Below are 18,419 nucleotides of genomic sequence, written 5' to 3' on the forward strand. Positions count from 1 at the left end.
TGATTAAGAAATAACTGTGTTAAAAGTAAGGATTATTTAAACGCCACCACAGAAACAAAGTTTAAAAACTGAAACCATGTCAGATGACGTTTAAAGCCAACATCGCTCAAACGTGCATGATGCTCGTCTAACGTATCAGTAATCAATACATTCTCTAGTGCATTACGCTTACCGCTGATTTCCATCTCAGTATAACCATTGGCGCGTTTAAAATCGTAATAACGCTCAACCAACCACGCATCGTACTGCTCGTCAAATGCGTGAGTTTTTTCAGTTAACACTAATATGCCGCCTTCGCTCAGTGCCGCATAAATCTTCTCTAATATCGCCACTCTATCGGCAGCTGGCAAAAACTGTAACGTTAAGTTTAAAATCACCATATCACATGGCTCAAGCTCAACATCACGAATATCCGCGGTGACTACTTCGATATCGTGCTCAGAATAGTTCTCACTCAGTAACGTGGTCGCTTCTGTCGTCATCGCTGGTGAGATATCAATGGCTTTGATTTGCAAATCTTGTGGTTCAAATTCACCAGCTAATGTCATACTCGCGGCGCCCAATGAACAACCTAAATCATAAATACGGCTAACACGTTGACCGCTATCGCTCTGCTGACGGTACTTGCAGTGACGACGAGCAAATATTGGCAGCATCGCCAGTACCTGACCATAACCGGGCACACTGCGACGAATCATATCAGGGAAACAAGCCACTACCTGCTCGTCAAAGGAAAAGCGTGCCGCCTTATCCAACGGCGTAGTAAACGGTTTGTCAAATAGGGTGTCATGTTTGACAGTAGGCTGGGATTGGCTCATAGGGCGACTCGTTTTTTAGAATAGAACTTAATAAGAAATAGCTGATGAGCTGGCTCATCATTGTCAGTTGATAAATAAGCGACGTAGCAAAAGCCCATTATAACATTACTGTTTGTTACTTATCGTCTTTGGCTCGCCTGCTAAGCTGAATAACTTACGAAACTGAATAAATAATGCTAAGGGTAATGAGACGTTGAAAACGTGATGTTGAAAAATAACATTGAAAAACGAAACCATTGCTACCAAATATAGCACTTACCCATATTTATAATAATAGGAAAAATTATGCAAACGATCGTATTAGGCGGCGGCTGCTTTTGGTGCACCGAGTCCGTTTTTTTATCAGTAAAAGGCGTGCAATCTGTCGTTTCAGGCTACATGGGCGGTGATGCTGTTTCTGCCAATTATGAAGCCGTCTGTAGTGGTACGACTGGCCATGTCGAAGTCATCAAAGTCGAATTTGATGAGTCCATCGTCCCATTAGAAGTAATACTTGATGTCTTCTTTGCTACGCACGATCCCACCACGATGGATCGTCAAGGCAATGACGTTGGTAGTCAGTATCGCAGTGTGGTGTTTTATACCGAAGACGGTCAAAAACCGACTGTAGATCGTACTATTAATAAGTTACGCGATATGGGTGTGGACGTAGTGACGGAAGTACATCCAGCTGTTGAGTTCTATCAAGCAGAAGACTCACATCAAGATTTCTTTAACAGAAATCCAGGACAGGCTTATTGCAACTTTGCGATACCGCCGAAGCTAGCCAAACTGCGTCAAGAGTTTAGTAAATATATGGTTAGCTAAGTTGAATAGGACATTATTCATTCAAAAGATTTCTTAGCGCAATGTTAGATATCAGCCAAACACTTATACTATAGGTGTTTGGCTTTTTATTATTTTCTCGTTTGATATATCAGATTAATATTAGAATCGCTTATATCAAAAACGTGCAGATAAAGGATTACAGCATGAACCCTGAGTTTTGGCATAAACGTTGGCAAGAAGGCCGTATTGGTTTCAATCAATCTGCGGTCAACCCATTGTTGATTGAGTACTTTAACCGCTTAGATATACCTACTGGTAGTCGTGTTTTCATTCCGCTATGTGGCAAATCAATCGACATGGTTTGGCTAGCGATGCAAGGCTATGATGTGGTAGGCGTTGAGTTGGTCGAAACAGCCGTACAAGCATTCTTTGCTGAGCAAAATATCGAACCTACTGTCTATCAACAGGCAGACAATCCAACAATTAAATACTATCAAGGCCAGTTGTCGGGACAAACCATTACTTTATGGGTAGCTGATATCTTTGCACTAACTGCTAAAGATATTGGTACTATTAATGCAGTATATGACAAAGCGGCATTAATCGCCCTACCAGCTGATATGCGTATGCAGTATAGCGAACAGATACGTAAAATTAGCGGCAAAGCTTCACAGTTATTAATCACGCTTAATTATGACCAAAGTAAAAAAAACGGACCTCCTTTTTCTATTAATAGCGAGCAATTACAGCAATATTGTGGCGGGCGCTATCAAATTACCGAACTCACTAGCGAATCTGCTTCTATAGGCTCAGCATCTGACTTAACCGTGACAGAGCATGTATGGTTGTTGAGTGATAAATAGAATATACTTCGCGTCTACTAAGAAATAAATGAGCGTCCTAATGAAAATTTTAGTAAGCATGATAAGCTTAATCGCGTTTTTGCTGGTTGCACTACCAGCACCACTTCATAAATTCGGGTTTTTAGACTTAGGCACTGCAATGACAGGGTTTAGGTTCGGTCTGTTTGTTGGTATTGCAGCTCTCGTACTACTTGCTATCCAAGTTATATTCAAACGTAAAACGGTCAGCCTTGCTAGCGCAGCAGTAACCGTTATATTTTCTGCAATTGCTATCGCTTTGCCACTCGGTATGATGAATAATGCCAAAAGCGTACCGCCGATTCATGACATTTCAACCGATCTAGTGAATCCACCTGAGTTTATCGCGATTGTGCCACTACGTGCAGATGCATCAAATCCAGTCGAGTACGCAGGCGCAGAAACTGCTGAACAACAGCGCACTGCCTATCCTGACCTGCAGACGTTGACCTACTCTCAATCACAGCCTGAATTGGTTGACGCATCCAAACAAGCCATTGAAAACTTAGGCTGGGAGCTTGTCAATACTGATGCTGACAAAGGCATCATTGAAGCCACAGATACCACCACTTGGTTTGGCTTTAAAGATGATGTGGTGATTCGTGTAACCGATAATGGTAACGAACGTTTGGTCGATATCCGTAGTAAATCACGTATCGGTAAGAGTGATATGGGTAAAAATGCGGCACGGATTCATAGTTTGATAGACGAGTTAAATTCTGTGATAGAAGCGTCGTAAACGTTATAACATTTTATACATCAGATGAAGCGACTGCTTCATAACCCTAGCTAGCTGTCTCACTCTCGAAATCACATAGAAACTGGCGTTATACCACGGCAGTTTCCATGTTGAATCAACATAAACTCATCCTCATCCTCACACCTCACACCTCACACCTATATCAAACTAACGTAATTATTTATAACCTTGGTACTTCGACAGCTTTTCTTTACTGTTTAGATTGGTTACTCTACGTTAATATCATTTTTCGTCTTTTATCTCTCAATAACGATTTTAACGTTTATAGGATATTTTCATGCGTTTGACTTCCTTATCTACTTTGTCGCTGCTTGGTGTTGCTGTCGGCATCAGCTTAGCAAGCACAGCCCAAGCTGCCCGACCAGAAGCACCAAATTTATCTAATGCTGAATTCCAACAATGTCTAGATGGACTAAAAAACTCTAGTAAATTCCGCGGCGTGGATAGTTTTACTTTTAACAACTACCGTCCCAGCCAACCTGATCCTAGCGTGATTCAATCGCTTAACTATCAGCCAGAGTTTCAAAAAGATGTCTGGGATTATTTATCAGCACTAGTCGATAAAGAGCGTGTCGAAGATGGTATCCGAGCCAAACGTCAATGGGGTTCAACCCTACGTCAAATTGAGTCGCGTTATGGCGTAAAAGCTGAGCATGTACTTGGTGTCTGGGGCGTAGAGTCTAACTTCGGTCAAACGTTAGGTAAAAAGCCGTTATTTGAATCTTTAGCAACATTGTCTTGTTTTGATCGTCGTCAGAGCTATTTCCAAGGTGAATACGCCAATGCGCTAAAAATCGTGCAAAATGGCGATATCGCACCCAACGATATGACCGGCTCATGGGCAGGCGCCTTTGGGCAGACACAGTTTATGCCGAGTACCTTTTTAGAATTGGCCGTAGATTTTGATGGTGACGGTCGTCGTGACTTGGTCAATAGCGTCCCTGATGCACTCGCTTCTACGGCGAACTTCTTGGACAATCGCGGCTATCGTACTGGCGAGCCTTGGGGTTATGAAGTTAAACTACCTGATGGGTTCTGGGCCGCTTCTAATCGTAAAGATAAAAAATCGATAAGCCATTGGCGCAACCAAGGTCTGACATTGGCTAATGGTAGTCCGTTACCCTCTGACTTAAACAGTGCAGGCTTATTACTACCAGCTGGTATAGAAGGCCCTGCTTTCCTAGTAGGTAAAAACTTTGATACGTTTTACTCTTATAACGCTTCAGAAAACTACGCACTGGCGATCGCACACTTATCAGATTTGATCACTCGTGAAGACAGTAGCAAGACAGACTTTATCACTGCGTGGCCAACAGACGATCCTGGTATCAGCCGCCAGCAAGCTAAAGACATTCAACAGGCATTGCTAAACGCAGGTTATGACATTGGTGGTGTCGATGGCATTATCGGAGACAATACTCGTACCGCTATTCAGCAATACCAGACTAGTCGCGGTATTTTTCCAGCTGACGGACGTGCAGGTCAGAAGTTCTATCGCGCAATCGTTGGTAATGCAGCACCAAGTCAACCTCAATACGGTCAGCCTGCAAACAGTAAACCCTTGAATCCTGCACCTGCCGATCGCATGGGACAGTTAATTCAACAGCAAACGACTGCGCCTAGTAGCTACTCCTCTCAACCATCAGTGAGCTCGTCAACTTCTAGCAATACACGTTATCGCCGCGTTACTGACGCTGATGGCACTATCAAACTTATTCGTATAGACCAAGGGTCATAGTAGCAAGATAAGTAATACTATTTGAACGCATCAAAAAAGCCACGCTATTGTTAGCGTGGCTTTTTTATTTATAGACAATTACTAAAACAACCTATCTACTCGACTTAAAAAACGTATTCAAACAATAGGTGGTGGCTTAGGCTGACCATTGTCGCCATTCCAGTTCTCACGAGCTTTTTCGTCTAAGTCAGCAGCAGTTTTTGGCTCCCACTTACCGTTTTCTTTCCAAGTCGCATCGCCCCAGTCTTCATCTTCCGCTTTATTGTCCAAATCTTTGTAAGCTTTGCTAGGATCTATACCGCGGCGTTTCATATCAGCTACTTGCTCTTCTAACGTATGAAACTGATCAGCATCATGCATCGACTTTTCTAGATCATCAATATCTCTTTTTAATTCGTCATTTTTAGCATTGCTCATCGTACGCTCTCCCTAATTATTAATATTATTAGTTGTCATTCTAAAACAGCTAACGCTGTGAACATAGTTAACTGACTGACTTTATTATTACGGGTCTGAGGAAGATTCACAAGCATTGCACGTATGCTTTGTATTACAAAACGTAGCCATGATGCCAAAGTGGACGTTTTATATAAGTGTTATTGAGCACGCTATCAAATAATTATGAGTATTGTTCGTTCGTACTCGAGATATTATTTTGCAGTAGGTTTTTTGCGTAGAAGGTAAGCTTCCAAAGCTCTTGTGAGACCCGCGTGCCATACGTCATCAGCTGTATCCAATTTGCACCGACTAGCTTACGTTGCAAATTATTGATATCAGCTTGAGAGATTTGGCAGCGTGAGACAGCATGAACGTTTGGCATCTCTTTTTTGATATCTATTTCCGCTTTAGAGGTAATCAAGCGATTGATAGCATTTTGCAACCCATAGCTCGAAAAAGTAGACGGTATTCTCGTGAGTGTCATGAGTATCTCGTGCCATGAGAGTGTGAGGGATCTAGTCACGTCCGTTAGATTACCACCCTCATAAGCTTGAGCACTATATTGAATCTCAAAAAACTCTGTTAATTCAAGTGGCTCACTGACTTTATCCGATATAAAGTCTTCGTCATCAGGACTATTTTTTTCTACCTTGGTAGTACGAAGTAATACATCGACCGGCTTCTCATGAACGACCTTTTTACTAATAGTACTCTCTTCATCATTCGCTCTGACCCAGCCACCTACCATTTTATTATTAGCGACTGCATTATAATGAGCTTGTACCAATAGTGGCTCGATATCTTCTTCTGTATCATAGTAATGTAGCTGGTTATCTTGCTTGGTGACTAACTTAATAAACTCTTGAAGTTGTCGACTGATGACGGCGTCTTGAGAGTGGTTTTTAACCAGAACGAGTAGCGGCTTAAGCTTTGCTTTGGCATTAAGATAACTCAAATGCATCTGGCTGACGCCGTTTTTTTGAACAGTCCCGTAGCTGTCGCCAACGATCATGACTGCATAATCACAAGAATCAATACACTGGCGCCCATAAAAAGAGGCTTTGGATAACTTACTAGAAACATCATATGTCAGAAATGCGCGTGCCTGAAAGAATATCGCTAAGCTGTCTAGAACCAACAACTGGTCGTTGTCAGCGCATATAATATGAATATGATAGCGACGATTTGGCACAATTACCTCTAAGCGTAGGTCGTGACATAAAAAGGATAAGGTGTGAGATAGAACACAAAAATCTTGTTTTGCTCAGCCTAGCATACTCTTAGCTTGAAAAGATGTACTCAATTTATTTTGACTGAGTTAGCACTGTATATAGCATATCAATATCACTAACTTTGATGTTAACTAGTCAGCATAGTATTGTATTGCAATGCCATCTCTGTACCAAGTAAGCGTTCAACTAAAGCGCATAGTCTATCACTATATTTAGTAGCGTGAAAAGTTAATGGTGATCTAGTAATGGTGTTTGTCGGACTAGATTTTGGTGTCAGACTTTTCTGTCTTTCGCTCATACACGATGCAGATAAGTTGTTTGCAATCAATAGCTGTCTAACCCGTTCAGCAATCGCTTGACCAGAGTCAATGACTTGTATTGATAGCTGCTGTTGTGCAATCTCAGCTAATAAAAATGTCTTAAAAAATGGATAATGTGTACACCCTAACACTAACTGATCGACACCTTCATTAGCAAATATTCGTACCTGTTGACGTAATCTTTCGGCTGTCTCGTCTTGTTCTGACATACCTGCTTCCACCCAAGGCACCAGTTGTGGATCAAAGTATTTAGTGACTACTGTGTTATTAGGTTTAGCAAAATTGAGAATAACGTCATTTAACAAGGTACCGTTCAAAGTCGCTTTGGTCGCTAACACCGCTACGTGACCGCTCTTGCTCGACAATACCGCAGGTTTTAATGCAGGAACAAGACCCACAATAGGTATGTGCGGATAGCAGCGTCGGGCAGTATCTAGCGCATATGCTGAAGCGCTATTGCAAGCAATAACAATTAGCTTACAGCCTTGCTGATGTAACCACTCTACAGCCTTTAACGTCAGTACTTCAATATCTTCGCTATCACGATTGCCATAAGGTACATTTAGCGTATCAGCGTAATATATGTAACGCTCAGTAGGCAGTTGCTGTGCTAAGTGCAAGTAAACAGACAAACCACCAACACCAGAATCGAACAGTCCAATGGGCGCGCTACGGTTTTTATCGCTTACAACTGTGTTACCAGCATATTTATTGATATCTACTAGATCAATAGCTTTTAGACTCCGGTCAACAGATATATCGGCACGTATTCTAAATTTTTCGGCTGTCTGATTATTCATGATGTCCATATTTATGCGAATGCCATTATCGTATTATTCATCAATTTCATTACCCAATTAAATGCGCTATATATAGTGTGTATGGCATTACTCTATCTCGGCTGTTTATTAGCCGTCTTTAGATGATAAGAGTTTTTCAAACCCATGCTTAGACGACACTATAAAATTATAGCACTCATCGGCATACAGCAATTAATAGATAAACATAATACCTAATCAGTAGACATTGATAATGAATAAGACTGGTCGCCACTTTGTAGCGTTAATATCGTCTTACCATTGGCTTCTGTTAACGCTCCGATTTCAGTCAGGTGATAAAAAGTATTACGACCGATAAGCGCGGTCAAGCCATTTCTAACCATCATGTAGGGGCGTACTTGTTCTGCAGACGCTAAATTTTGAGAGTCTACAACATCGTCAGTTGTATTCAGCTGATTCGTTTTATTATTAAAGTCGCTGTCATTAAAATCGCTCTTATTAGAATTATACGCCTTTAATACGATCGGATGCTCCTCGTCTAAGCGAACTACGTCCCCTGTCGTCGTTGTAAACTCCAACCAACTCATATCATCTTCATGGATAATACCGACATCATTTATCAGAAGTGGTGCATCTTCTACTTGGATACGGATTTTCTGTACAGGGGTTTTTAGAAAGTACTCAGTAGTGCCATTATTTTCTTCTTTCCATAGTATCGTGGCAAACAAGCTGACCAATGACTCACGGGTCATTTTCCCGCCTTCATGCCACCACTCTCCATTTGCTTTGATAGTCAAATCCATGTCAGCAATATCTTCAGGATGCCACCTTTCAAGCGGTGGTATCGCACGCCCTTCACGAGTGCCTTTAGTAGACTTAATATACTGGTTTAATGCATCCAAATTGTCTAAGCTATCTAGGCCGGAAGGCTCACTGGCTGGGGACTCTGTAAGTTTTTTATGGCTGTCTTCAGTGCTATTATTATCGTTATTCATTGTTAATCCCTTTATTTAGTATTCAAAGTTTGGCTTATCTGTTATTACTATAAATTTTTGTTTCAGGTATGATGAAACTTTATCGTTATAACAACTTCATTTTCTTAACATTACCTTAGCATCGATACTCATAAATGCGTATCGTGTTTGTAGGACTTTTCTTTTATAATGAGTAACGATTTTTTATTGAAATGGTCAAGTGGGTGTTGTATTGATGACACATCTTACGTTATGCGTTGATATCCTTAGATAAATTGGTATTAACCATAACGGGTCAATTGATGCCGCAAAGACAGTTTTATCGGGCAGCCATATGTCTGAGTGACGTTAGCGCCGCAAGTCTATTATTCAGTTGTTAAGCTAATGATGCCCTGAGATAAGCCACTAAAAGTTTAGGAGTAGGTATGCAAGAGCAAGACAATCAAACGCCAGTTAGTGATGGTAATACTGTGAATGCTGACGCACCAGTAGCGACAGATACTGCAACGCTAGATAAAGCAGAACCAGTCGTAGAGCCAGTTGCCGCGGAACCTGAAATCGAACGAGAATCAATGGAGTTCGATGTCATCATCGTTGGTGGTGGACCTGCAGGTCTATCTGCTGCCATACGTTTGCGCCAGCTTGCTATTGAAGCTGGTAATGATGAGTTTATGGTTTGTGTGGTCGAAAAAGGCTCTGAGTTTGGTGCCCATACGTTGTCTGGTGCAGTCATTGAGCCACGCGCTCTAAATGAGTTGATTCCTGACTGGAAAGAAAAAGGCGCACCGCTTAACGTGCCAGCGACAGAAGATCGTTTCTATTATCTAAACTCTGCCACACGCTCAACCAAAGTGCCTGACTCTTTAATTCCAGGTCCGATGCATAACGATGGCAACTATATTGTCTCGCTAGGTAATGTCGTTCGTTGGTTAGCAGTACAAGCAGAAGAGCTTGAAGTCATGATGTTCCCAGGCTTCCCTGCTGATAACATCTTATACAATGACGACGGTTCAGTACGAGGTGTATTAACTGGTGATATGGGTGTGGCCGCCAATGGTGAAGCCAAGCCAAGTTTTGAGCCTGGTTATGAACTTCTTGCCAAATATACTATTTTTGCCGAAGGCAGCCGTGGGCATTTAGGCAAACGCTTAATCAGCCGCTTCGATCTAGATAAAGACTCTGATCCTCAGCATTATGGTATTGGTCTAAAAGAGCTGTGGGAAGTTGAGCCTGAAAAGCATGAGCAAGGCGTTGTTATGCATGGTCTTGGCTGGCCATTGACTGAAACTGGCTCTACTGGTGGCTGGTGGTTGTACTTTGATGAAAACAACCAAGTAAGCTTTGGTCTTGTGGCTGATTTGTCTTACCACAACCCTTACATGTCTCCATTTGATGAAATGCAGCGCTTGAAAACGCACCCTGTTATCAAAAACGTTTTAGAAGGCGGTAAGCGCATTTCTTACGGCGCACGTGCTCTGACCAAAGGTGGTCTAAACTCATTACCGAAGTTTACTTTCCCAGGTGGCGTGTTGGTAGGTGATGACGCTGGTTTCCTAAACCCAGCAAAAATCAAAGGTACTCATACCTCGATGAAGTCAGGCATGCTCGCAGCCGAAGCTATCTTTGAGGCGTTGCAAGCTGAACGTCAGCATGATGAAGTGGTTGCTTATAGTACAATGTATAAAGAATCATGGTTGTATCAAGACAACTATGAGTCGCGCAACTTCTCGCCTGCGATTCACCGTATGGGTCTGCTCATGGGTGGCGCTTTCACCTTTATCGAGCACAACTTGTTAAAAGGTAAAATGCCACTCACTTTGCATGACAATATCCCAGACTACGATCAGTTGGATCGCGCTAATCATGCTTATCAACCAACCTACCTCAAGCCTGATGGTAAGCTGGTATTTGATAAGTTGTCGTCGGTATTCATCTCGAACACCAACCACGCAGAAGATCAGCCAACGCATCTAAAACTTACAGATTCAACAGTGCCTGTATCCATCAATTTACCACTGTACGCTGAGCCTGCTCGTCTTTATTGCCCAGCCGGTGTATATGAAGTGGTCAAAGACGCTGAAGGTGCTAAGTTTGTCATTAATGCACAGAACTGTGTGCATTGTAAAACTTGTGATATCAAAGACCCTTCACAAAACATCACTTGGGTAACCCCAGAAGGTGGCGGCGGTCCTAACTATCCAAACATGTAAATCAAAATAATGCTAGTTTAAGCAATGACAGTTAGTATTATTAAAACTGTGCTCCAATAAAAACCGCCTTTCTCTCATGAAGAGAAAGGCGGTTTTTTAGTGCTTAAAACAAACGGTTTTTACTCATCTATGCTGCTTAATCTGTCCAAGCATCACGATTGGCTTCATCTTTGAGTTTTACAAAGTCATCGGGATTAAACTTAATTTGATCGCCTGTTTTACCTTCTTTTACCTGACGCTCATAGTCACGCAGTATTCTTAATGCTACAGGAGACAACATTAAGATAGCCACTAAGTTAACTATCGCCATCATACCCATAGATAAGTCAGCGAAGTTCCATATGGCAGGTAGACTGGCAACTGCACCGATAAATACCATACCTAACACAAGAAAGCGGAAAATCATGATCATTACTTTGGCATTTTTAGTACCAGAAATAAATTCAAGATTTGATTCGCCATAGCTGTAGTTGGCGATGATAGACGTAAATGAGAAGAAGAAAATCGCAATCGCCACGAACACCACACCTAGGTCACCCACATACTGTGATAAAGCCAACTGAGTTAGCTGAATACCTTCTTGCTCGACATTAGGATCGACCACGCCAGACAAGATAATAATCGATGCCGTCGCGGTACAAATGATAATGGTATCCATAAATACACCTAGCATCTGCATGAAACCTTGCACTGCTGGATGATCAGGATGACTTTTTGCCGTTGCTGCAGCATTCGGCGCTGAACCCATACCTGCTTCGTTAGAAAACAAACCACGTTTGATACCGTTGATCATTGCCTGCGCAATACCATAACCAATAACACCGCCTGCCGCTTGCTCAAAGCCAAATGCTGATTTTACAATCAACGCGATCGCTGCTGGGAACTGGCTGAAGTTAGTCACGATAATAAATACTGCTAGCAAAATGTACAAGATAGCCATCACTGGTACAATTTTACCCGCGATACGAGCTACTGAGCGCAAACCACCGAACACCACTGGTGCTACCAGTACAACTAATACCAAACCCGTCATCCACGTTGGCACACCAAAAGCTTCATTGGTCGCTTGAGCGATGGTGTTTGACTGTACGCCATTGAACGCCAAACCAAAGGCTACTAACAAACATAATGAGAAAAACACTGCGAGCCAGCGTTTGCCTAGACCTTTTTCGATATAATAAGCAGGGCCACCGCGGTACACATTATCATTATGTGGTACTTTGTATGCCTGTGCTAGGGTTGACTCGATAAAACTGGTCGACATACCGACAAGTGCCGTCATCCACATCCAGAATACAGCACCTGGGCCACCCAAATAGATTGCAATTGCCACACCTGCCAAATTACCAGTACCGACACGCGCTGCTAGTGACGTCATCAATGCTTCAAATGAGCTAATGCCACCATCTTTGCGTCCTTGGTTCGACACACGTAACAACTTCCACATATGACCAAAGTGGCGAAACTGAATAAAACGTGTCGCGACGGTGAAGTAAAGACCCGCACCAATTAGTAAGAACATCAGTAGTCCATACCAAGGGTTGCTAGCAATCAGCCAGTCATTGTTACCCCAGATAATACCGACACCATAATTTACGATGTTATTAAACCAACCTACTATCCCCTCGTTCATATGGGCTCCTTATTCACTCTTTATATGCATTACTTAAGTTTCGTATCGATATCATATTTTGATTGCTATAGACTATACAAGACTCTACGCAAAACACCTGATACCAAAAGACATGTGCATGATATAGATATTGAGCGACGTGCGACCATCACGTTTACTTATCGACTTCGTATAATTATTTTTAAAATAAATAATGCTTATGTTTGATATTATATAGAATAGATTAAGTGACAATTTAACCGCATAAACTACACGACTGCCGTACTGTTTCCGTAACGTTAGGTTTTTTAACGAATACGGCGCAAACTAATTTTTGGTAATTTATCTATAACTCATGCTTAGTTATTTGCAATAATGTTTATTAAACCGTGCTAATATAAATTTTATATCCGCTTATGCTGTTTTATAGTTATCAATATTGTTAGTCAGCACAATAGGTTAGAACGTTACGAACATTAAAACTCTTGTCAGGAAGACGAGATTGTTAAAAAGACACTGGATAGTCCACCCTTCTGTCTTCCTCAAGAAATATTGTTTTACCATTCGATGGTTTAGATTAATGTGATGTTTAAAGTGTTCGTTATCTTACTTGAAGTAGAGAACTAACGAACTATAAATGTCTTATCACATATCATCGTTTTCACTATATAAAGCAGTACCTGACTATTTTTTATGCTTGTTTGATAAAAAATAGTCAGGTACTGCTTTATATTGTTGGTATTTTTTAGGGAAGACAAAAGGAGTTGTCCCATGAAAGGTCATAACGATCCATCCGGTTATTGGCGTGCCAATGTCCGTCTCATCTTAGGTAGCCTAGTAGTTTGGGCACTATGTTCTTATGGTTTTGCTATTTTATTGCGTCCTCTGTTGGCCGGCATCAAAGTCGGGGGCACTGACTTGGGCTTTTGGTTCGCCCAGCAAGGTTCCATCGGGGTGTTTATCATTTTAATTTTCTTCTACGCATGGCGTATGAATAAGTTAGATAAACAATATGGCGTAGATGAGGAATAGACCATGAGTCAGTATTTAGTTAATATTATTTTCGTAGGCCTATCTTTCGCTCTGTATTTTGGTATTGCGATTTGGGCTCGGGCTGGGACGACCAGTGAGTTCTATGTAGCGGGCGGTGGTGTACATCCCGTAGTCAACGGTATGGCGACAGCTGCTGACTGGATGAGTGCAGCATCTTTTATTTCTATGGCAGGTTTGCTTGCTGCTGGCGGTTATGGCGCATCGACCTACTTAATGGGCTGGACAGGTGGCTATGTGCTACTAGCCATGCTACTGGCTCCGTACTTACGTAAATTTGGCAAGTTCACTGTACCTGATTTTATTGGAGATCGCTTTTATTCAAAAACCGCTGCAATGATTGCCGTGGTTTGTTTGATTATCGCCTCTACCACGTATGTTATTGGTCAGATGACAGGTGCTGGTGTTGCGTTTTCACGATTCTTAGAAGTAGAGAACGATACAGGTCTTATTATTGCTGCGATTGTTGTATTCTTTTACGCGGTTCTTGGCGGTATGAAAGGGATTACCTACACGCAGGTTGCGCAGTATGTGGTTCTGATGATTGCTTATACCATTCCTGCTGTTTTTATCTCACTTGAATTAACAGGCAATCCAATTCCAGGTTTGGGTTTATTTTCAAACCATGTCGATTCTGGTATCCCTATCCTCACCAAGCTTGATCAAGTTGTGACCGATTTGGGATTCACGGCATATACAGCTGACGTACCTAACAAACTAAACATGGTGCTGTTCACATTGTCACTCATGATTGGTACAGCGGGTCTTCCCCACGTTATTATTCGCTTTTTCACAGTTCCTAAGGTTGCCGATGCACGTTGGACCGCTGGTTGGACGTTAGTATTTATTTCATTACTATACTTCACAGCACCTGCTGTTGGCGCAATGGCACGCTTAAACCTTATCGATACTATCTACCCTCAAGGTGTTGCAGAGCCTGCAATCGACTATGATCAACGTCCAGACTGGATGAAGACTTGGGAAGATACTGGTTTGATTAAATATACTGACCTTAATAATGATGGTCGTATTCAGATGTACAACGATAGTGGACTGGGCGCTGCAGAAGTGGCACTGACCAATGCACAGACTGAAGGTGGTGATGTAGGCGCTGCAACAACTGCAGTTGAAACAGCACGTGCTGCGCACGACTTAGAACTTGATGGCCGCTTTGCAGATGCAGGCTGGGCTGGTAACGAGCTCGACGTCAACGCTGATATCTTAGTATTGGCTAACCCAGAAATTGCACAACTACCCTCTTGGGTTATTGGTCTAATCGCCGCAGGTGGTCTCGCTGCTGCACTATCAACTGCTGCCGGCCTATTGCTCGCTATCTCGTCAGCGATTAGTCATGATTTAATCAAACGGAACCTGAATCCAAACATCACTGACAAAGGGGAGCTCAAGGTCGCGCGTATTACGATGGGTGTCGCGATTGTAGTTGCTACTTACCTGGGTATGAATCCACCAGGATTTGCCGCACAGGTAGTTGCGTTGGCATTTGGTATCGCTGGTGCTTCCCTCTTCCCTGCATTAATGATGGGTATATTCTCAAAACGTATCAACAACCTTGGCGCGATCGCTGGTATGTTGACAGGTTTGACTACTATTTTGATTTATATCTTCGTCTTTAAAGGTTGGTTCTTTATCAGTGGTACTGCCAACTTCCCTGATACAGCAGAATACTGGTTATTCGGTATCTCACCATTATCGTTTGGTGTAGTTGGGGCACTGCTTAACTTTATCGTTGCATTCATTGTTTCTTATGCAACCAAAGCGCCACCATTACACATTCAAGAATTGGTCGAAAGCGTTCGCTCACCACGTGGTGCAGGCGGTGCAGTCGACCATTAATCTGACGAACGATGATATGTCTTCTGTTACTATATATCACTCACTGGCAGCCACTGCTGGTGAGTGTTTTTTTATCTAAGGCTTATTAAGATAATATTTAGATTATGTTTTTGCTTTATCCAATTGAACATACCTGACTAAAAATGCCTAGCGCATTAAGGAATATTTTATGCTTTTTGAGTTTATCGCTACTATAGCTGCGGCATTTGGAATGGCTGGATTGGCATTGATCATAACTCACCTCTGTAAGCTGTCAGGTAAGCGCGCGCCAAAATGGTTGATTCCTTTGTTTGCTGCGATTGGTATTTTTGGGTTTCAAATACATCAAGAATACAACTGGTACGGTCAACAAGTCCGTCAACTGCCTGATGGTGTTGAGGTCGTAAAGACTGCAGAAAGTGCAGAATGGTTTCGCCCATGGTCTTATATCAAACCGCAAGTCTTGCGCTTTATTGCAGCAGATACGGGCAACGCCAGCATGCATGCTGACAACCCAGACATGCACTTAGTCAATTTGTATTTGTTTGAAAGACGCAGAAGTGTACAGAAGATTTTACAAGTAATAGATTGTACTACTCCTGCCCGAGCAGACTACGTGATACCTGAAAAAGGTAGTACGCTGACGGTTGATGAACACGTTAAACAAACCACTGCATGGCGAGAGCTAACCACAGACGACCTTTTATTTATCAAAATATGTACTGATAAGAGCGTTTAATGGAATAGCACTCAGTATGACGATAGTGGATCATTGAATACTGATAATAAACTGCCGTTAGTAGCGCTGAGAAGATGCAGAGTACGTATGTTTTGAATTGGCTCCTAGCAATAGACCAGCGCACAAACCACCAAAATGTGCCGCAAACGAGATACCTTGTTGCGGCATCAATCCTTGCTTGATGGTCAGCCAATAACCAGTTCCCATGACAATACAAGCTATCAGGTAACCCCAGCGCCGCGCAAATATAGCCCCACCTATCATATAACCTAGCATTGCAAAGCATAGCCCTGATGCACCAATATGAATAGAAGATGGTGATCCGATAAACCAAGTGACCAATCCTGATGCAACCACCAGTTTAATCACCGTGCGATAAGCATTCTTCTCAAACAGACCAAACAAAAAAAGAATCTGTAACAGCGTCACCGTATTGCCAGTCAAGTGTGACAAATTGCCATGCATGGTCCATGAAGCAAATACTCCTATCATACTACCCACATCTAAAGCACGCGGCACGATACCAAAGATATTCCACATTCCAAATAAAGCAACTTCATTCAGAAAAAACATACCCCACATTGGTATCAGTACAAAGGCGTATAAACCAATAACCTGCTTTATTCGTACGACAATCAAGTTAAGCAATTGCTGCCAATTCATATACTATCTATCCTTATCACTTAGACTTTTTATACCTACTTTAATGATTTACAGCAAACAGTGGACGTACAGCGGGTTTGAAAGATAAAACGGATGCGTCTTCATCCGCAGTGAGATAGTTGTCGCCATGCAATAATGACGTCGAATGATAGGGAACTAAGGCCGTAGGAATAAAACGACGTGCCGCATCAATATGCTTAATTGAATCATCAAAGAAGATATGTGGTGCAAATGTTCTGAGTACTGCTGTTTTTTCTAGCCCTCCCAAAAAAAACGCCATATCAACGTTCACGCCCCACTCTCGCAAGGTCTTGATAGCACGCAAATCTGCTGGCGCATTGCGCGCTGTCACAAGCGCAATTTTTATTGGCGAGTATTTGAGGCCAGCAGGTAGACTCTCTTGTAGATTTGATAATTTAATCAATAATTCAGCATAAGGACCTTTTTCAATCGGTAAATCGCGCATTTGTGTTTCACGATCATGAAAGGCACGTAGCCCCTTTTGTTTGTATAGCAGTTCACCTGAATCATCAAAGAGTACCGCATCACCATCAAAGGCAATACGCAGCTGCTCAGTATCCAACTCATAAGTATTGACAGGTGTGGCGTCCAATATGGCACAGGCACATATATTGGCATCCGCCACATGCTGGGCATCTTCGCGATTAGTGGTCAAAAAGAGGTCGACGTTAAAGTCTTTGATATAAGGTGCAACTGGGCTACCTGAAATAAAGGCTGAACGAGAGATACTGATACCATGTTCTAAAATTGCATTGAGCACCTGAATGCCTGTATCTGGACTACTTTTTGAAACGATGACAACTTCGACTAACGGTGTTTCAATTTCTGAATCTTGTACATCGCTATTATCACAATATTTATTCAGATTTAGTAACGCTTTGATCAGCGGGTAACCTGCACCAATATTCAAGGAATCATTTTCACGCTCGGTCATGTACTCTCTAAATTCTTTTATAGCACTTACAGGTCGTTGCTCTAACAGTTTTAGCAAATAGTTTTCTGACTCCGTTAAATCAAAAAGTGCTGTTGCAGAAATTGCAACGATAAGCGTATTACTAAAATCGACAGCCATGACTATCTCTACTTATAAAATCATATGGGGAAATGAATACAAACCAGTTTACTACATTCACAGGCCTTTATAACATTAAGAAAAGTTGTCCTCAGGCAGCGTCAACATCTGTGATGTTTATAAGACATTCTACTTTTCTTTATCAAATGGAATATCAGCCAACGAAAAAGCCATACTGCTACATTAGCAATATGGCTTCATACAATAATTCTATAAACTAGGGTTTAGATTCAGCCTACCCCAACAGCACAAGTGATATAGCAGGGAACATCACTAGGACAACCAAACGAATCACATCAGAGACAATGAATGGAGCCACCCCGCGGAACATATCGCTCAGCTTAATGTGCGGTGCCATCGCCTTAATCACAAAGATATTCATCCCCATTGGTGGCGTGATCAAACCAAGCTCCACCGTCAATACCGCAATAATGCCAAACCATACTGGATCAAACCCTAAAGCTAGAATGATTGGATATACCACAGGAATCGTGATTACTAGCATTGCTAA

At 42.0% G+C, this 18,419-nt stretch carries 17 protein-coding genes; 8 read left to right on the forward strand and 9 right to left on the reverse strand.

Features of this window, described 5'->3' with window-relative positions; all coding sequences use genetic code 11:
• Nucleotides 1-32 precede the first annotated feature (32 nt).
• Nucleotides 33-818: a carboxy-S-adenosyl-L-methionine synthase CmoA gene (cmoA, locus tag ACT3QQ_RS08805; protein WP_444527712.1), complete on the reverse strand. Its 786-nt coding sequence runs from the start codon at nucleotides 816-818 to the stop codon at nucleotides 33-35.
• A 285-nt stretch (nucleotides 819-1,103) separates the two neighbouring features.
• Here cmoA and msrA point away from each other — a divergent pair, with 285 nt between their 5' ends.
• The 4 genes from msrA (at nucleotide 1,104) to ACT3QQ_RS08825 (ending at nucleotide 4,965) form a co-directional block, all read left to right on the forward strand.
• A complete protein-coding gene (gene msrA / locus ACT3QQ_RS08810) occupies nucleotides 1,104-1,625 on the forward strand; it encodes a peptide-methionine (S)-S-oxide reductase MsrA (RefSeq protein ID WP_444527713.1) in 522 nt (173 codons plus the stop codon).
• A gap of 164 nt (nucleotides 1,626-1,789) precedes the next feature.
• Nucleotides 1,790-2,449: a thiopurine S-methyltransferase gene (tmpT, locus tag ACT3QQ_RS08815; RefSeq protein ID WP_444527714.1), complete on the forward strand. Its 660-nt coding sequence runs from the start codon at nucleotides 1,790-1,792 to the stop codon at nucleotides 2,447-2,449.
• Nucleotides 2,450-2,489: 40 nt separating this feature from the next.
• Nucleotides 2,490-3,206 carry a DUF1499 domain-containing protein gene (locus tag ACT3QQ_RS08820; RefSeq protein WP_444527715.1) on the forward strand — a complete coding sequence of 239 codons (717 nt, stop codon included), beginning with the start codon at nucleotides 2,490-2,492 and terminating at the stop codon, nucleotides 3,204-3,206.
• A 298-nt stretch (nucleotides 3,207-3,504) separates the two neighbouring features.
• Nucleotides 3,505-4,965: a lytic murein transglycosylase gene (locus ACT3QQ_RS08825; protein ID WP_444527716.1), complete on the forward strand. Its 1,461-nt coding sequence runs from the start codon at nucleotides 3,505-3,507 to the stop codon at nucleotides 4,963-4,965.
• Nucleotides 4,966-5,082: 117 nt separating this feature from the next.
• On the opposite strand, the gene ACT3QQ_RS08830 is transcribed toward ACT3QQ_RS08825, so the two are convergent.
• From ACT3QQ_RS08830 to ACT3QQ_RS08845, 4 genes are all read right to left on the reverse strand, one after another.
• Nucleotides 5,083-5,382 (reverse strand): hypothetical protein, encoded by a 300-nt coding sequence (locus ACT3QQ_RS08830; protein ID WP_444527717.1) that lies wholly within the window; start codon nucleotides 5,380-5,382, stop codon nucleotides 5,083-5,085.
• Nucleotides 5,383-5,584: 202 nt separating this feature from the next.
• On the reverse strand, nucleotides 5,585-6,595 hold the full coding sequence (locus ACT3QQ_RS08835; protein WP_444527718.1) for a DUF4062 domain-containing protein: 1,011 nt from the start codon (nucleotides 6,593-6,595) through the stop codon (nucleotides 5,585-5,587).
• A gap of 167 nt (nucleotides 6,596-6,762) precedes the next feature.
• Complete coding sequence (gene murI / locus ACT3QQ_RS08840) at nucleotides 6,763-7,755, reverse strand: glutamate racemase (RefSeq protein ID WP_444527719.1); 993 nt, start codon at nucleotides 7,753-7,755, stop codon at nucleotides 6,763-6,765.
• Nucleotides 7,756-7,967: 212 nt separating this feature from the next.
• Nucleotides 7,968-8,729 carry a DUF1285 domain-containing protein gene (locus ACT3QQ_RS08845; protein WP_444527720.1) on the reverse strand — a complete coding sequence of 254 codons (762 nt, stop codon included), beginning with the start codon at nucleotides 8,727-8,729 and terminating at the stop codon, nucleotides 7,968-7,970.
• Between the two features lie 551 nt (nucleotides 8,730-9,280).
• On the opposite strand from ACT3QQ_RS08845, the gene ACT3QQ_RS08850 reads away from it, so the two are divergent.
• On the forward strand, nucleotides 9,281-10,918 hold the full coding sequence (locus tag ACT3QQ_RS08850) for an electron transfer flavoprotein-ubiquinone oxidoreductase (RefSeq protein ID WP_444527727.1): 1,638 nt from the start codon (nucleotides 9,281-9,283) through the stop codon (nucleotides 10,916-10,918).
• 136 nt (nucleotides 10,919-11,054) lie between these two features.
• Here ACT3QQ_RS08850 and ACT3QQ_RS08855 read toward each other — a convergent pair whose 3' ends face one another.
• On the reverse strand, nucleotides 11,055-12,551 hold the full coding sequence (locus ACT3QQ_RS08855; protein ID WP_444527721.1) for an alanine/glycine:cation symporter family protein: 1,497 nt from the start codon (nucleotides 12,549-12,551) through the stop codon (nucleotides 11,055-11,057).
• 750 nt (nucleotides 12,552-13,301) lie between these two features.
• Here ACT3QQ_RS08855 and ACT3QQ_RS08860 point away from each other — a divergent pair.
• The 3 genes from ACT3QQ_RS08860 to ACT3QQ_RS08870 all read left to right on the forward strand — a co-directional run bounded on the left by ACT3QQ_RS08860 (nucleotide 13,302) and on the right by ACT3QQ_RS08870 (nucleotide 16,152).
• Nucleotides 13,302-13,562, forward strand: a complete 261-nt coding sequence (locus ACT3QQ_RS08860) for a DUF4212 domain-containing protein (protein ID WP_444523088.1) — start codon at nucleotides 13,302-13,304, stop codon at nucleotides 13,560-13,562.
• A 3-nt stretch (nucleotides 13,563-13,565) separates the two neighbouring features.
• Entirely contained in the window at nucleotides 13,566-15,434 is a 1,869-nt protein-coding gene (locus ACT3QQ_RS08865) for a sodium:solute symporter family protein (RefSeq protein WP_444527722.1), read from the forward strand.
• Between the two features lie 169 nt (nucleotides 15,435-15,603).
• Nucleotides 15,604-16,152: a hypothetical protein gene (locus tag ACT3QQ_RS08870; protein WP_444527723.1), complete on the forward strand. Its 549-nt coding sequence runs from the start codon at nucleotides 15,604-15,606 to the stop codon at nucleotides 16,150-16,152.
• Between the two features lie 57 nt (nucleotides 16,153-16,209).
• Here ACT3QQ_RS08870 and ACT3QQ_RS08875 read toward each other — a convergent pair whose 3' ends face one another.
• The 3 genes from ACT3QQ_RS08875 to ACT3QQ_RS08885 all read right to left on the reverse strand — a co-directional run.
• Nucleotides 16,210-16,815 carry a rhomboid family intramembrane serine protease gene (locus ACT3QQ_RS08875; protein ID WP_444527724.1) on the reverse strand — a complete coding sequence of 202 codons (606 nt, stop codon included), beginning with the start codon at nucleotides 16,813-16,815 and terminating at the stop codon, nucleotides 16,210-16,212.
• A 40-nt stretch (nucleotides 16,816-16,855) separates the two neighbouring features.
• On the reverse strand, nucleotides 16,856-17,908 hold the full coding sequence (locus ACT3QQ_RS08880) for a 5'-nucleotidase (protein WP_444527725.1): 1,053 nt from the start codon (nucleotides 17,906-17,908) through the stop codon (nucleotides 16,856-16,858).
• Between the two features lie 235 nt (nucleotides 17,909-18,143).
• The coding region (locus ACT3QQ_RS08885) for a TRAP transporter large permease subunit (RefSeq protein WP_444527726.1) at nucleotides 18,144-18,419 on the reverse strand (276 nt) is incomplete at its 5' end.

The organism is Psychrobacter sp. AOP7-A1-24, assembly GCF_052376235.1.
GTDB lineage: Bacteria > Pseudomonadota > Gammaproteobacteria > Pseudomonadales > Moraxellaceae > Psychrobacter.